Here is a 15,972-nt window from a genome sequence, read left to right as displayed (position 1 = left end):
CACCCATCCCCCCTCTCCTAACTAGTACCTGGTAACTAAAAAATGTCGGCTGGATCTGCGTCCTGGACTTTGCGGACGGCGATCGCCCCGGAAATGAGGCACATCATGACCGTTAAACAGAAGACCAGGATTGCTCTGGCAGTTGTCATGCCGATGGGCAGAGAGGTTGCATTTTGAGTTAGTTGATACAACCCGACAGAAAGGAAAAATCCGGGGATGTATCCTAAAACCGAAAGGATAAGAGCCTCCTGAAAGACCACCGATAGCAAATAAAGGTTTTTGTAACCCATTGCCTTTAATGTGGCATATTCTGCCAGATGGTCTGTGACATCGGTATAAAGGATCTGGTAGACAATGACTGTGCCAACGACAAAGCCGATCGCCGCTCCCAGGGTAAAGATGTAGCCAATGGCAGTGCTGTCTTTCCAGTATTTCTGTTCAAATTCAACAAATTCCTGTTTCGTCAAAACTCTAACATCCCTCGTCACCTCCTCCATGTCCCGTTTCAGGGCATTCACCAGTTTCTGAACATCAGCTCCGGGCTTTAATTTGATTGAGCCTGCGTCGATGTGTCCCGGTTTGCGTCCGCTAAAGATGCGAAGAAAGTTAAGGTCGCTGGTAATGAAGTTACCATCAGCTCCAAAGGAAGCTCCCAGGCTAAATAGCCCCCCAACGGTAACCCGCCGACCATCAATTTCTGTAATCACGGGTTTTCCTTCGTTGAATAGCTTTGCGATTGGACCAAACTCCTCTCTCGATTTATCATCAAACAGTACTACATCCGGAAACCGGATGGGGTCAAGATTGGGCAGAATTTCGGGACCAAATACGGGATTTGCCGGGTCAAAGGCGATCGCCAGAATGCTGCGCGTATTGCGATTTACCGGGTTCTTCCAAAAGGCGAAACCCAGGTAGATGGGGCTAACCGATTCAACCCCTTCATAGCCTAGCGCCTGATACAGGCGACGCTGGGAAAAGCTACGCATTGCAATCAGCGCAGTGGATTGCGGGCTGATTAAAAACACATCTCCTTTCAGGTTCTGATGCAGACGCACAGCACTGTCAAACAAGGCATCCTGAAACCCCATTTGAATGAACATCAAAATAACCGCAAACCCAATCCCTGCAAGGGCGACAAGGAAGCGGATACGTTCTCGTTTCAGCTGTAACCAGGCAAGGGGAATGGCAAACATCACGGAGCAATCTTGACGCTGACTCTGGCATTGGTTAGCTTGGCAACGGGTCTGCTGTCATCTAGCCGAACTCTGACCTCAACCACACGGGTATCCGTATCAGCAACCGGGTCGGTGTTCAATACATCATTTCTGCGAATTTGCAGACCTACTCGTTCAACAGTGCCAGAAAGGCTGCCGGGAAAAGCCTGACTAAGGCTGGTAACGCTGGCTCGTTGCCCTGGCCTCACCCTGGAAATCGAGGTTTCATCGACTTCGGCAACAGCATACATCTGATCAGTTTTGCCCAATTCAGCTACACCGTTACATTCCTGGCTGTTTGTACTGCCCAGGGTACCAATCTGTTCCCCTTCCTTCACCCGTATTTTGAGTACCTGCCCTGTGATGGGAGAACGAACCGCCGCCGTTTCCAGTTCAGCCTTTGCCCGTTGCAGGTTTGCGATCGCTACCTGAAGCTGGGCTTCTGCCTGCTGTACGTCTACGGGACGCACCTGGGCCAGACTATTGGCTTTACTAATCGCCTGTTCAATCTGTCGAGTGGTGGTTTGCAGGGCCAAGAAGCGGCTATCCAGATCAGATTTAGAAATGGCACCTGCTTTGTAAAGCTGCTCGTAACGCTGGTACTCGGCCAGCGCATTCGCCCGTTCGGCTTCCCACCGAGCTGCTTCTGCCCGCTGAGCCTGGATCTCTGCAGGCTTGGCCCCGGTCTTTGCCTGAGCGACCCGAGTCTGGGCTTCCTGCACTTGAGCTTGAGCCTGAAGAGCCGCCGCGTAAAGGCGATCGTAGGTATCCATTACTGCAATTACCTGATTCTGCTTGACGCGATCGCCCTCTTTCACCATCCATCTGCGAATCACACTGCTGAAACCAACACTGGAAGAAGAAGCCGCAACACAAAACACTTCTCCTCCAGGCTCCAAACGTCCCAGAGCCGAAATTGCTCCCTCTGGCTGGCTAGGGGATGCCGATGGGGAAGGAGAGGTGCTGGCAGTCTGATTGGTTGAAGAGGGGCGTAACGCCAGGAAAATCCCCCAACCTGCAACGCCCAGAGCAAGGATAATAAGGACTGCAATGAACTTACTAGGAGATTTAGAAAAAGGATCTAGCACACAGCACAGCTCCACAAAGACAGATTGCCCCTCTATTACTTAGCAGAATTTTAGACAATTCTTATGGGAGTCGGAACAACCGCCATTCTATTGCACCCCTTATTTGTCGATGCATTAGTCGATACATTAATACATTAAGTGTCAACCTTTGAGTCTATCCTCAAGTACAGACCCGCTCTCTCTTCTACAGAGAAGAACTCCACTCAGCAGAAAGCTAATTTAAGGTATAACGATAGTCACCAGGCTTAGGACAGGGTGCAGGGGTGGAACCCCTGACTGGGGCAAAGCCCCCCACTCCCTTTCAGGCCAATGTCCTCAGCAATCTGGCGACAGCTATATTTCTGGTGTCTCTGTTCCAGCCTGAACCATCAAGTTTTTGAATAGCCTAGAGGAATCCTGGAAATAGCAGGCAAATCTCCTTAGCAGAAGGTATAAAGCCTATTCAAGTTATCTGTCTATTAATAGAATTCAGCTCTGCGACTTCTTTGGTAACGCCCTGATTAACCTGGAGCTAAACTCTTAAGAAGGCGGGGGGCTGACGATAGCTATCCTATCTAAAGGATGATGAACTTTGTGTTTGCAAGTGTTTGCAAGATCTATAATTAAGTGCTTCTTTTACGCGGACTTAAATTATTTCAGAATATTTTCCCAGAAAAGCTTTGAGAGTGATAATTAATAGAGATTATTCTACGCTTCATTTCAAACTTTAGTTTTCATGCACTAGTTTCTTTTTAAGAGGAGTTTTCATATGGTTGATGTATCTCAAATTAAAGAACATTTAATGGTTCATGCGAAGGGTATGGGCAGCATGGAAGGTGCTCCCGGTGTGCATATTGGCACTGTAGACCGGATAGAGGGCGGGAAATACATTAAATTAACCAAGGATGATTCTCATGATGGGAGATGCCACTGGTTCCCGCTTGATTGGGTTGAATCTGTAAATAATGAAGCGGTGTATCTCAATAAGCGAGCTGAAGAAGCCGTGTCTCAATTGATTGATCAACCACCTGCTGACATCTAGCTGACATCTAAAGGATAAACTGGTCGTTATTGCTACACCCATCAGTGGTCTTTAAGGCTATTTGGTGAGTTGAAAACTTATCAAATAGCCAATCTGGCTCAATCCAGGATGCAAAACTAATTAATACTGACAAACCACTAGTACCCAGCGGCATAACAACACATAGCTGTCATGAGGTCAGAGGCTTGCCCGTATAGTTCCACTCGAAAGGTTTGGCCATGGTGCGATTGAAGTAGTCGATGAAGTCAAGAATCTTGGCTCTGAGCTGAGCTTGACTAGTGAAACTGGCCCGTCGCAGCCACTTGCGCCTGAGAATGGAGAACCAGATTTGGATTGGGTTGAGCCAGGAGCAATGCTTTGGGGTGAAATGTATGACCAGGCGGTGCTGTGGATTGCTCAAGAAAGCAGCCCGGGTGGCCATCGATTTCAGGATGCCGGATTTGCCTTTGCGCCCTAACGGCGGTGGTTCGGGTTCCAGGGCGACCGCCAGTGGCACCAGAGCTACCGATTGGTGGGTGTTGAGACAGTCCATGACCAGATGAATTTTAGGGGCATCGGTGACTTGGGCGAGTAGGGCGTCGAGATGAGCCGCTAAATCTTGCTCGGTTCGGGTGTCGCCCACAGTCGCCTGGTCAATGCGTCCAGTGGCGACATTCAAGGTGGCAATCAGGCTTTGGGTGCCATGACGCTGGTACTCAAATTCCACCCGCACACAGCGTCCGGGTTTCATCTCAATATCCGGCATCACGCGCTCCAAGGCTTGGATGCCCGTCATTTCATCAAGACTGTAGGTCATCTCCCCACGTTCGGCCCGCGCAGCCGCTTGTTCGTAGACCTGGCAGATGTCTTGGACTTTGGTGGCAAAGTCCGGGTCGGGGGGGGGATGAAGCCAGTAGGGACTCTGGTGCGGTTTCAGTTCGGCTTCGGCTAACAAACGCCTGACATGGCGACCACTGATCCGCGCCACAAGGCCTTGTTTGACCAGTTGATCAGCTAACTCTGGAGGGGTCCAGTGACTGATGGGGCGTCCAGAGTGCTCGGGCGGAGCACATGCGAGGGCATAGAGTTGAGTGATTTGCTCCAAGGTAAACGTGGCGGGGGCACCGGGACGGGGGGCATCGGCTAAGCGCTCCGACACTGGCAACTCAGCCGAGCTCTCGAGCAATCTGACCTTGGCTGTCTCCCTGGCTGGCACGCAGAATGATCTGCGCTCGCAATGCCAGTTGTTGGGGCGTACTTGGTCGCTTCACCAACTGCTCTAGTTCACGACGCTCGGATTCACTCACAATCAGGGCGGGAAGGGCGGGACCAGGCATCAGACTCAATCCTCCAACACCGACTCCTTCAGGATATGCCCATTTCCGCCGCGCGGTACTAGTCTGCAAACATTTCAACTAAACAACCCCAGATCGATAGCTCTATAAATATTTTTTTAAGGAGGTTATATAATAGCACAAGGTTCGGTTCCACCTGTCTAGGTTTTTACGAGTGTTCAGTTTAGTATTTAGAATGATTGAAATTTCAGCAATTACCCTGAGTCTACCTAAAATAGTGTTCAGAAGATATGGATTAGTTTACCTTATGGAAATAGACAGAACTTTTTGAAGAGCCACTTTTAGTTTTTTGAAGTTCTTGCAAAGATTTTATAGATCCCAGAACATCGATATCCAGGAATTAGTGAGTAGCCAAGCATGAAGGAAGCCAGTGTAGGAAATCATAAGCGACTGCTGCTTATTGACGACGACCCTAACCTCATCCTGCTAGTCAAGGACTACCTGGAATTTCGAGGGTATGAGGTGGTCACGGCTGAAAATGGTCGAGAAGCACTGGAAGTCCTGGAAGGTGACATTCCAGATATGATCATTTGTGATGTGATGATGCCTGAAATGGATGGCTATTCACTGGTGAGACACGTTCGGGAAGACCCCCGCACTAGTTGGATTCCAGTTCTATTTCTTTCAGCCAAAGGGCAAAGTCAGGACCGGGTCAAGGGACTAAATACGGGTGCAGATGTCTACATGGTCAAGCCATTTGAGCCGGAAGAGCTGGTTGCTCAGGTAGAGTCTTCACTCAAGCAGGCTGCCCGCATTGCGGAGCGTCCCGGTCGGGGAACAGACAGTGCGCCAAAAAATTCAGGTGCCGTTTGATGTGGAGCTGACTCCCACGGAGTTACGTGTGGTTCAGTTTGTGGCCCGCGGTATGGCCAACCGTGAGATTGCAGACGAGCTGAATGTTAGCCAGCGCACGATTGAAAGCCATGTCAGTAATATGCTGGGCAAGACAGGTTTGCACAATCGGACTGAGCTGGCACGCTGGGCAATTGAGAATAATATGGCTTGAGGGTAGGGAAGTTGTTATAGCTGTCGCTAGATTGTTTAAGAAATTGGCTTAAAAGGGGATGTGGGGGCGAAGCCCCCACATCCCCTTTTAAGATTCCCATCCCCTTTTATGATTAATGATGGCTACCTACTTAGTTGCTGGTTGTTAGTTGTTAGACAAGTGAGGGGTGAGGTGAAATTGTAGGGGCACCGGTCTGTGCCTGCTTTATGTTTTGAGAGGGGGTGGGTAATCAAGACCGCCGCACGTTGAGACAGCACCAATCCTGTCGTTTCCACAGAGCCGCGACAATCCAACCGTTTTCCTCTAACGTATCGGCTACGGGCTTGATTTGATCCAGCAGGATTCCACTAAGGATGCCCCAGGCATTGGGTTTGACGATCGCGGTCATGCCCGGAATCAGGTCAATAATCACCTCAGCCAGAATGTTACTAACAATTCCATCCAGTGGGGCTGATATCATTTGAGCCACCTGGTCTACGCTGCCCTGGGCAACTTCCAGTTGATTGGCGTTGATCTGGTTCAGCTCTCGATTTTCCAGGGTAGATTTAACCGCCAGAGGGTCAGTGTCAACGGCATAGACTTTTTTTGCACCAAGCAAAATCGCTCCAATGGAGAGAATACCAGAACCACAGCCAATATCCGCTAAAATCAGACCTTCGCCCCCGGTTTCTTTTTCAAAGGGAGAGCCCAGTCGCATTTCCAGGGATTCCAGGCAAAGCTGGGTTGTTTGATGATCGCCTGTGCCAAAGGCGACCCCTGGTTCTAGGCGCAGTAGAATGCGCTCAGACTGTTCCGGTACGGGCAGCCAGGCGGGATAGATGAGGAAGCGATCGCCCACTTCCTGTGGTTGCCAGTGTTCCTTCCAGGTACTGGCCCAGTCTTCTTCGTCAATCAGATTCCACTGAATCGCGGGAACAGGTTGTCCCATACAAAGCGCATCCTGACGCAGTAATAGCGCCAGTGCGGCCAGATCTAGCACATGGGCCTGTTCCTGGGGCAGGTAGGCACCGATTAAGCAGGAGTTTCCCTTCCTCTCGCTGGCGGTGCCCCGGCAACCAAATTCCTCTAATCGCCAGAAGATGGCATCTTCCAGCGCCAGATCACAAAGGACTTGAATTTCCCACCAGCTGTTCGCCATAGAGCGTTGGTTCTCCCGGCTTGCTGATGAAAGAGTACGTAAGCGACTCTTTCCCAAACAAAATCGTGAAATATAGCGATCCTTCTTGAAATTTGAACGGGGTGCAGGGGTGGAACCCCTGGCTGGGGGCGAAGCCCACACACCCACTTAAAGCCAATTTCCTAAGCAACCTGGCGACGGCTATAACTATCACCAAATTCTCAGGAAAGGGAGCGTTGAGTCCTGAATTTTAGTGTTGAATTTTGAGAGTAAACTTTAACTCAAGACTCAAAACTCAAAACTTTTTACAACGTTACCGTATACGCATCCCGAATCCCCGGAACTTTCAGGATCTCGTTCAAGATTCCTTCGGGCAGGGGGTCATCAATGCTAAGCACCATGACGGCGTCTCCTCTGACAATCTTACGCCCCACTTGCATACTGGCGATATTGACATTGAAACTCCCTAACAGGGAACCAATCTTACCGATAATACCCGGCATGTCGCGGTGCAAGGTAAACAGCATGTAGCGGTTGGGTGGCACGTTGACGGGGAAATCGTCAACACTGGTGATTCGCATTTCTGACTCGCCCAGCAAGGCTCCGCTAACGGAGTGTTCTCCAAGTGAGCCCTTGGCCGTCAGCAGCAATGACCCAGTGTAATCCCGGATAGAAGCATCACGGGTTTCAATCACGTGGATGCCGCGCTCCTTGGCTTCCAGGCTAGCATTGACGTAGTTAACCCGTTCCTGTAGTGCATGGGAGAGTAAGCCTTTCAGGGCAGCAATGACGATGGGCTGGCTCTGATTGGTGGCGAGTTCACCCTGAAGCCGAATGTTGAGAGACTCGATGCGTCCACCGGCCAGTTGGGCAACCAGATTTCCCAGGGTTTCTGCCAGTTGCAGGTAGGGGCGCAGTTGCTCCAGGAGGTCGGGGCGCAGACCGGGAATGTTAACAGCGGAGCGGGCGGGTAGACCCAGCAGCACATCCCGGATTTGCTCAGCAACGTCGATCGCTACATTCACCTGGGCTTCTTCGGTGGAAGCTCCCAAATGGGGCGTCATCACAATTTCTTTGCCCAGTTCTTTCAGGGGAGAGTCCTTTAAGGGTTCCTCTTCGTAAACATCCAGAGCCGCACCGGCAATTCTGCCCTGCTTCAGGGCTTCGGCTAAGGCCGCTTCATCGATGATGCCGCCACGGGCGCAGTTGATAATGCGGGCGGTGGGTTTCATTTTGGCGATCGCCTCTGCATTAATGAGATGTTTGGTCTCTGGAGTTTTGGGAATGTGCAGAGTGATGTAGTCCGATTCCTGGAGTAGCAGATCCAGTTCAACCAGGCGACAACCTAACTGTTCGGCTCGTTCATGGGAAATAAAGGGATCGTAGGCCAGTAACTTCATTCCCATGGCACGTGCCACGGTCGCCACATGGGCACCGATTTTGCCCAACCCAACAATACCTAACGTCTTTTTATAAACTTCGACACCAGTAAAACTTTTGCGATCCCACTTGCCACTTTTAACGGATTGATTGGCATCTGGAATGTAGCGAGACATGGCCATCATTAATGCCAGGGCATGTTCGGCGGCGGCGATTGTATTTCCTTCTGGCGAATTGACAACCACGATCCCCTTGCGGGTAGCTGCCAGTACATCAACGTTATCAACCCCCACTCCGGCTCGCCCAATAATTTTGAGGTTGTCACCCGCTTCAATCACGTCTTTAGTCACGCGAGTGCTGGAGCGGATCATCAATGCGTCGTATTCTGAAATGATGCGAATGAGATCATCGGGAGATAAATCGGTCTTAACATCAACTTGAGCAACCTGGGAAAGGATATCAATCCCAACCTGATCAATGGGATCTGAGACTAGAACTTTAGGCATGGCAAACTAGGGAACTAAACAGAAATGTGCCTTGGGAAACAATGCAGGAGCCATTTAACCAGCAACCGCTCTCAAAAAGTCTTAGTGCTAAGATTAAAGGCTTTTTTCGTTAAGGAAGTATGAACAGTAGCTGATAGACAGAATCTTTAAATTACGTTATTTTGAGCATCAATTGATTGAAAAAGTCTAGATCTTTTAATTTGCAATCTTGTTGACTTCCACTGGTAGGCTGATAGTTGAAGCGTACCTGTGATCCCATGAATTACCTTGTTGCTGTGTTAAGCGATCGCATCCAGGCAGAAGAGGCTTACTCTGCCCTGGAAAAAGAGGGCTTGCCGATGGAGAATGTTGCCATCCTGGGACGGGGATATCAAAGTGCAGATGAGTATGGCTTGATTGATCCCCAGGAGGAGGCTGGAAAATTGGCGAAGTTGATGTCTTCCTGGCTTATTCCTTTCGGTTTTGCAGCTGGTTTTATCTTCAGCCTGATTACTGGACTCAATACCTTTGCCTGGGCTGGGGAAATAGGTAATCATGTCATCGGGGGGTTATTAGGAGCGATCGCCGGAGCAATGGGGAGCTTTTTTGTCGGTGGTGGTGTGGGACTAATCGTAGGCGGTGGGGATGCTCTACCCTATCGTAACCGTCTGAATGCTGGAAAGTATCTGGTCGTGGTGAAGGGCTCAGAAACCTTAACCAGACGAGCAACAAGTATTTTACGTCAATTTGACCCTGAAAATATTCAAGGCTATAGCGATCTAAGGGAGTGATGGAGTGGGAGGGCGGATGAGGAATGGGTGGATGAGGAAGGGGCAGTGCCTCCTTGCCTGCCCTGAGTTTTGAGTGGGCGACGGCTGGTTGTTAGCTATTGGCTATTTGGCTATAGGCACTTGCTCCCTTTCCCCCCTTTCTCCCCTTCCCCCCTTCCTGCTAACAACAAAACAACTTCTAATAACAAGGCATGCAGAACTTCCAACAATCCGGGTTTAGCTTTAGCAAGCTCTCCATCCGGCGACATATCGGCATTCTGATGCTGATGCTGACAGTGCTGATTCTGGGCTTTTTCTATCTCACACGCCTGCCTGTGGATTTGCTGCCTTCCATTACCTACCCCCGAATTGGGGTACGGTTAGATGCGCCTGGGATCTCCCCTGAAGTTGCGGTGGATGAAATTACAAAACCGCTGGAACAGGCGCTTTCTACCACGGAAGGGGTGGTTCAGATTTATTCTCAAACTCGTGAGGGTCAGGTTAGCCTGGATTTGTTTTTTCAACCGGGAAGCAACGTTGACCAGGCACTAAACGATGCGACTGCCACTTTCAACCGCTACCGTAATCGTCTACCCGATGAAATTGAATCTCCCCGCATCTTTAAGTTTGATCCAACCCAGCTTCCGGTTTATGAATTTGCCCTCACCTCTCCGACTTTACGAGGTGTGGACTTGCGAGTGTTTGCTGATGAGGAACTGGCCCGCGAGTTGACAGTTGTACCGGGAGTTGCTTCTGCGGATGTGTCGGGTGGGTTGAGGGAAGAAGTGCGGGTCAAAATTGACTTGAATCGCTTGCAGTCGCTGGGTTTGGGCATTAATGATGTGCTGAATGGGTTAGAGGAGCGCAATCAGGATATCTCAGGCGGGCGCATCTTAGGTCAGACGGCTGAACCCTTGACTCGCTCGGTAGGGCGGTTTCGGGAGGCAGAGGAGATTCGGGATTTGCAGTTTGTGCTCAGGGGGCAGGGGTCGGGAGTCGAGAGCCAGGAGCTAGGAACCAGGAGTCAGGAGATTTCTGGTCTGCCGCCTTCCCAACGAGTTTACTTGCGGGATTTTGCTGAGGTGATTGATGGCACCGAGGAAGAGCGGGTACTGGTTAATCTGAATGGGGAACCTGCGGTTAAGATTAGCATTCAGAAGCAGCCGGAGGCGAACACGGTTCAGGTGGTGGATGGGGTCAAGCAGCGGATTGATGAGTTACGGCGGGCGGGCTTGATTTCCCCGGATATGGTAATTACGCCAACGCTGGATGAATCCCGGTTCATCAAAAACTCCATTGCCAATGTGACGAGTGCGGGGTTGTCTGGAGCTTTGCTGGCAGCGATCGCGGTGTTTCTGTTTCTGGGCTCCCTGCGTCAGACATTGATTATTGTCATTGCCATTCCCCTGGCGAGTCTGGCCGCAATCATTCTGATGGGTTTGTTTGGGCTGTCGTTGAATATTTTTAGTTTGGGTGGGCTGGCGATCGGGGTTGGTATTGTGGTGGATAACTCCATTGTTATGCTGGAGAACATCGCTAACCGAATTCACCAGAATACGTCAGTGACAAACGGTCATGTCGGCAATGGAAACGGCCTGGGACGGGTTAAGGAAGTTGAGGAAGATTTGCAATCAGCGATCGCCCCTTCCTCAGCGAAAATTTCCCAGTCCCAGATTCTACGGTTGGCAGAATCCAGTGGTGAGGAAGTGGAGTCTGCCCTGGTCGCTTCGACAGCAACGAACCTGGTATCCGTGCTGCCATTTTTGTTGCTGGGCGGATTTGTTTCACTGTTATTTAATGAATTGATTTTGACCATCAGTTTTGCGGTCGCGGCGTCATTGTTGATTGCCCTGACTGTCGTTCCGATGATGTCCTCCCGGCTATTGACGATTGGCTGGTCGAGCCGGTTAAGTCAGTTCTGGCTATTGCGGCAGTTTAACCAACGGTTTGAGGCGATCACCCGTTCCTACGGTCGATTGTTGGTTCGCTTGCTGCGGCGACGGACACTGGTGATTGCTGCTGCTGTGCTGGTATTAGGTGGTGGAAGTTTGTTGATGGTGGGGCAAATTCCTCAGGAGGTGCTGCCCCGTATTAATACTGGACAGGCAAGGTTGTTCGCCCAATTTCCGCCGGGCACCTCTCTGGAAACCAATCGCCGGGTAATGGAATCAGTAGATGAGATTTTGCGCCAGCAACCAGAAACGGAGTATGCCTTTACCACAACAGGAGGAGCACTATTTGCCAGTTTTGTGTTTGCAAACCCTACGCGCAGTTCCAGTACAATTACGCTAAAACCGGGCAGTGATGTAGTGGCTTACACCCAGCGCGTCAGCCGGAAACTGGATCAGCTCAATCTGGCAGGAATTCGTCTGCGGCTGGTGCCGGATAGTGTGCGGGGATTGAATTTGAACAATTCGCCCATTCGCAATGCAGATCTAGATGTGGTGTTACAGGGACAGAATGCAGAAGTTCTACGCCAGGCCGGGCAGCAGGTTCTGGCAGCCCTGGATGAACAGGTGACCCTGGCCAATTTTCGCCCCGATGGGGAAGACCGCCAACCAGAGGTGCAAATTAAACCCGACTGGGAACGGGCAGCGGTATTGGGGTTAACTGCGCAGGAGATTGGAAATACAGTGAAGACGGCGATTGAAGGCTCTGTGCCTACCCAGCTTCAGCGTCAGGAGCGGTTGGTGGATATCCGGGTGCAGCTTGACCAAAGCCGGGTGCAGCAGCCATCCCAACTGCGGCAGTTGCCGTTGTTTACCAGCAACAATGCCCTAGTGCAGTTAGGGGATGTCGCCCAAATTGAGGAGGGACAGGCTCCCGGTGAAATTCAGCGGATTAATCAACGTCCGGTTTTTCTGATTGCCGGGAATTTGAATAAAGGGGCAAGTTTGGGAGCGGCACTGGCTCAGGTAGAAACCACGCTGGCAAAGCTGGAGTTGCCGGAAGGGGTCACGATCCTGCCAGGTTATGCTGCTCAAACCAGTGAACAACTGCAAAATTCTCTCAAAGTGCTGGGGGCACTGGCTGCCTTTCTGGTGTTTGTAGTGATGGCGGTGCAGTACAACTCTCTGGTTGACCCGCTGGTGATTATGCTGACCGTACCTCTGGCTCTGGCAGGAGGTATTCTGGGATTGTTTGTTACCCAGACGGCGATCGGAATTACGGTACTGGTGGGTGCTGTACTGCTGGTGGGGATTGTGGTCAACAACGCCATCATTATGGTGGAAATGGCTAACCAGATTCGGGAGCAGGGGGCGGTAGACCGGGCCACTGCGATTCTGCAAGCCGCTCCCCAACGTCTCCGTCCGATTATGATGACCACAATTACGACTGTATTGGGGCTGTTTCCGCTGGCCCTGGGCCTTGGTGAAGGGGCAGAATTTCTTCAGCCGCTGGGGGTAGTTGTCTTTTCGGGGCTGTCCCTGGCGACCCTACTCACTCTGTTCATCATTCCCTGCTTCTATGTGCTGCTGCATGAATGGATTGGAAAATTGGGAAGCAAGCGAGTGCTGGAGCGAGGAACCTCTTTTGTCAGGCGAGTTGTTACGAAAGCTTTGAGGAATTAAAGGGAAGGGGGAGTGAGGGAGTAAATGGGGTGTTTAACGACGGGGCTTTGACTCCTTGCAACCCTGATTCCCTCGACCCCTTTTCCAGGGTTGCCACAAAAAAATTGACAAACCCGATGGGAAGAGCAACTACTCTATCATCCCATCACACTATCACTCATTCACCCTTTACCCATCTACCTATTCACCATCCACCCATCCCCCTCCCACAGATTTATCTACCAATTTATGGGCGGGGTTTAAGATCGAGATGCACCTTTTTATAAGTCCTGTAGCTGGTACTGCGATTGGATACTTTGGGCGTGACTTCCCCTCCTGTATCAGGGTTGGATCTAAAAACCCTGTTTCCGTTTGAGTTGGATGACTTTCAGTTGCAGGCGATCGCCGCGCTGGAAGCTGGGCGATCGGTCGTTGTTTGTGCCCCTACAGGTTCGGGGAAGACGCTGATTGGAGAATACGCGATTCATCGGGCACTGGCTCGGGGGCGACGGGTCTTTTACACCACTCCCCTGAAGGCACTCTCTAATCAGAAATTAAGAGACTTTCGGGAGCAATTTGGGGCAGAAATTGTGGGGTTGCTGACCGGGGATGTCTCGATTAACCGGGATGCGCCCATCCTGGTCATGACGACTGAGATCTTCCGCAATATGCTTTATGGCACTCCAATTGGGGAGGTCGGTACTTCGCTGATTGGCGTTGAAACCGTTGTCCTAGATGAGTGCCATTACATGAACGATCGCCAGCGTGGCACCGTCTGGGAAGAGTCAATTATCTACTGCCCACCCGAAATTCAACTGGTTGCCCTGTCTGCAACCGTTGCCAACAGTGATCAGCTCACGGACTGGATTCAGCAGGTACACGGTCCGACCGAACTCATCTATTCCGATTACCGCCCGGTGCCTTTGCGGTTCTACTTTTGCAATCCTAAGGGGCTGTTTCCCCTCCTGGATGACAGCCAGCAGCGGATGAACCCCCGCCTCAAACCCAAGGGCGGCAGGGGCAGCGTGCGGGGCGGTAACCGGAGAGGACCCAAACAGGAAAGTCCCAATCTGGCCTATGTGCTGACTCAACTTCAGCAGCGGGATATGCTGCCTGCTATCTACTTCATCTTTAGCCGTAAGGGCTGTGACCAGGCGGTTGCTGAGGTGAGCAAATTGCCCCTGTCGCTGGTGAGTGAGGATGAAGCAGCCCGATTGAGAACTCAAGTAGATGAGTTTCTGGCCCGCAACCCGGAGGTGGGGAGGGTTGATCAGATTGAGCCGCTTTACCAGGGGATTGCCGCCCACCACGCTGGAATTTTGCCCGCCTGGAAAGCTCTGATTGAGGAGCTGTTTCAGCAGGGGCTGATTAAGGTTGTGTTTGCCACGGAGACATTGGCGGCTGGAATTAACATGCCTGCCCGGACAACGGTGATCTCCAGCCTGTCCAAGCGAACTGACCTTGGTCATCGGTTATTGAATGCCTCCGAGTTTCTGCAAATGGCTGGGCGAGCAGGGCGGCGGGGCATGGATAGCCTGGGCCATGTGGTGACGGTGCAAACGCCTTTTGAAGGAGCGCGGGAAGCAGCCTACCTGGCAACAGTGGGAGCTGACCCGCTGGTGAGCCAGTTTACACCCAGTTACGGCATGGTGTTGAATCTGCTGCAAACCCACACGCTGGAGGAAGCCAGGGAACTGATTGAGCGCAGCTTTGGGCAATATCTGTCAACCCTGTACCTGAGACCGCAGCAGGAGGCGATCGCTAATCTGAAAACTGAACTTGCTCAGATCGAATCCCAGCTAGAGGCCGTGGATTGGGATCTGCTGAATCAGTACGAGAAGCTCCAGGAGCGCTTGAAGGAAGAAAAGCGACTCCTGAAATACCTGCAAGACCAGGCAGAGGAAGTACGGGCCAGCGACATGCCCATTGCCCTCTCCTTTGCGGTTGCCGGAACTACCTTGAGCCTGAAGGGAAAGCACATCCCTGTGGCTCACCCCTTGCCTGCAGTGCTGGTTGCCAAGGTGCCGGGTTCGGGTCAGTTTCCCTACCTCATTTGCTTGGGACAGGATAATCGCTGGTACGTGGCCTCGGTTAGCGATGTGGTCAGCTTGCGGGGGGAAATTCCCCGTCTGGCCGAAGTGGATCACCTGACTCCACCCGCCGAAATGCCGCACAAACCAGGGCAATCCCGCAATGGAGATGAAGAGACACGGGCGATCGCCCGTCGCATTCCCGTCATCCCCTCACCCCTGGAAGAAGCCTCAGAGGTGGTGGATCAATTGCAGCGGCTCTCCGTCGTACAAGCCCAGATTGAGATGCATCCTGTTCACCAGTGGGGCAACCGTACCACTATCCTGAAGCGACAGAAGCGAGCAGCGGCGATTCAGGAGGAGATTCGCGATCGTGAAGAAAAGCTGGATCGCCAATCCCAACGTCACTGGGAAGAGTTCCTCAGCCTGATTGATATTCTGCAAAATTTCGGCTGTTTAGACGGTCTTACCCCCACTATCACCGGGCAGGCTACCGCCGCCATCCGGGGTGACAATGAGCTCTGGCTGGGGCTGTCGCTCATGTCGGGCGAATTGGATGATCTGGAACCTCATCATCTGGCTGCTGCCTGCGCTGCCCTCGTTACCGAAGTCTCCCGCCCCGATAGCTGGACCCGCTATGACCTCTCTGCCGAAGTAGAAGAGGCTCTGGCAGGGTTACGGGGAATCCGGCGGCGTCTGTTTCAGCTTCAACGCAAGCATCAGGTGGTTCTCCCCGTCTGGCTGGAGTATGAACTGGTTGGGCTGGTCGAACAGTGGGCAATGGGGATTGACTGGCTTGAATTGTGTGCCAACACCAGCCTCGATGAAGGGGATGTGGTCAGAATTCTGCGCCGCACCCTTGACTTTCTCTCCCAAATTCCCCACGTTCCCCACGTTTCATCCCAGCTAAAAATTCAGGCCCGTGAAGCCATTGCCTTGCTGGATCGGTTCCCGGTGAATGAAGGCGTAGAGTGAA

General features: G+C 51.7%; 12 protein-coding genes. 6 read left to right on the top strand and 6 right to left on the bottom strand.

Annotated elements, in window-relative coordinates:
- Window positions 1-35 precede the first annotated feature (35 nt).
- Window positions 36-1,193 carry an ABC transporter permease DevC gene (devC, locus tag P4D80_RS07570; RefSeq protein WP_421658396.1) on the bottom strand — a complete coding sequence of 386 codons (1,158 nt, stop codon included), beginning with the start codon at window positions 1,191-1,193 and terminating at the stop codon, window positions 36-38.
- Window positions 1,193-2,302, bottom strand: a complete 1,110-nt coding sequence (locus P4D80_RS07565) for an HlyD family efflux transporter periplasmic adaptor subunit (protein ID WP_421658395.1) — start codon at window positions 2,300-2,302, stop codon at window positions 1,193-1,195. The genes devC and P4D80_RS07565 overlap by 1 nt, the downstream gene beginning before the upstream one ends.
- A gap of 748 nt (window positions 2,303-3,050) precedes the next feature.
- On the opposite strand from P4D80_RS07565, the gene P4D80_RS07560 reads away from it, so the two are divergent.
- Window positions 3,051-3,323, top strand: coding sequence for a DUF2171 domain-containing protein (locus P4D80_RS07560; RefSeq protein WP_421658393.1), 273 nt, complete (start codon window positions 3,051-3,053; stop codon window positions 3,321-3,323).
- 169 nt (window positions 3,324-3,492) lie between these two features.
- Here P4D80_RS07560 and P4D80_RS07555 read toward each other — a convergent pair whose 3' ends face one another.
- Both P4D80_RS07555 and P4D80_RS07550 read right to left on the bottom strand, forming a co-directional pair.
- Window positions 3,493-4,461 (bottom strand): IS630 family transposase, encoded by a 969-nt coding sequence (locus P4D80_RS07555; protein WP_421658392.1) that lies wholly within the window; start codon window positions 4,459-4,461, stop codon window positions 3,493-3,495.
- A 7-nt stretch (window positions 4,462-4,468) separates the two neighbouring features.
- Window positions 4,469-4,639, bottom strand: coding sequence for a hypothetical protein (locus P4D80_RS07550; RefSeq protein ID WP_421658391.1), 171 nt, complete (start codon window positions 4,637-4,639; stop codon window positions 4,469-4,471).
- A 375-nt stretch (window positions 4,640-5,014) separates the two neighbouring features.
- Here P4D80_RS07550 and P4D80_RS07545 point away from each other — a divergent pair, with 375 nt between their 5' ends.
- Together P4D80_RS07545 and P4D80_RS07540 are read left to right on the top strand one after the other, a co-directional pair.
- A complete protein-coding gene (locus tag P4D80_RS07545) occupies window positions 5,015-5,470 on the top strand; it encodes a response regulator transcription factor (protein ID WP_421658389.1) in 456 nt (151 codons plus the stop codon).
- A complete protein-coding gene (locus tag P4D80_RS07540) occupies window positions 5,442-5,663 on the top strand; it encodes a response regulator transcription factor (RefSeq protein ID WP_421658388.1) in 222 nt (73 codons plus the stop codon). The genes P4D80_RS07545 and P4D80_RS07540 overlap by 29 nt, the downstream gene beginning before the upstream one ends.
- 229 nt (window positions 5,664-5,892) lie before the next feature.
- Here P4D80_RS07540 and prmA read toward each other — a convergent pair whose 3' ends face one another.
- Window positions 5,893-6,801 carry a 50S ribosomal protein L11 methyltransferase gene (gene prmA / locus P4D80_RS07535; RefSeq protein ID WP_421658387.1) on the bottom strand — a complete coding sequence of 303 codons (909 nt, stop codon included), beginning with the start codon at window positions 6,799-6,801 and terminating at the stop codon, window positions 5,893-5,895.
- A gap of 284 nt (window positions 6,802-7,085) precedes the next feature.
- Complete coding sequence (gene serA / locus P4D80_RS07530) at window positions 7,086-8,666, bottom strand: phosphoglycerate dehydrogenase (protein ID WP_421658386.1); 1,581 nt, start codon at window positions 8,664-8,666, stop codon at window positions 7,086-7,088.
- 257 nt (window positions 8,667-8,923) lie between these two features.
- Here serA and P4D80_RS07525 point away from each other — a divergent pair, with 257 nt between their 5' ends.
- The 3 genes from P4D80_RS07525 (at window position 8,924) to P4D80_RS07515 (ending at window position 15,971) form a co-directional block, all read left to right on the top strand.
- Window positions 8,924-9,436, top strand: coding sequence for a hypothetical protein (locus tag P4D80_RS07525; protein ID WP_421658385.1), 513 nt, complete (start codon window positions 8,924-8,926; stop codon window positions 9,434-9,436).
- A 191-nt stretch (window positions 9,437-9,627) separates the two neighbouring features.
- The gene (locus P4D80_RS07520) at window positions 9,628-12,987 is read left to right on the top strand and encodes an efflux RND transporter permease subunit (protein WP_421658383.1); all 3,360 of its coding nucleotides are present in this window, start codon (window positions 9,628-9,630) and stop codon (window positions 12,985-12,987) included.
- Between the two features lie 302 nt (window positions 12,988-13,289).
- Window positions 13,290-15,971: a DEAD/DEAH box helicase gene (locus tag P4D80_RS07515; RefSeq protein ID WP_421658382.1), complete on the top strand. Its 2,682-nt coding sequence runs from the start codon at window positions 13,290-13,292 to the stop codon at window positions 15,969-15,971.
- Window position 15,972 lies beyond the last annotated feature (1 nt).

It is taken from the genome of Leptothermofonsia sp. ETS-13, assembly GCF_049200465.1.
Taxonomy (GTDB): Bacteria; Cyanobacteriota; Cyanobacteriia; order Leptolyngbyales; family Leptolyngbyaceae; genus Leptothermofonsia.
The sequence above is the reverse complement of the archived record's forward strand: the minus strand, read 5'-3'. Positions and strand labels throughout refer to the sequence as shown.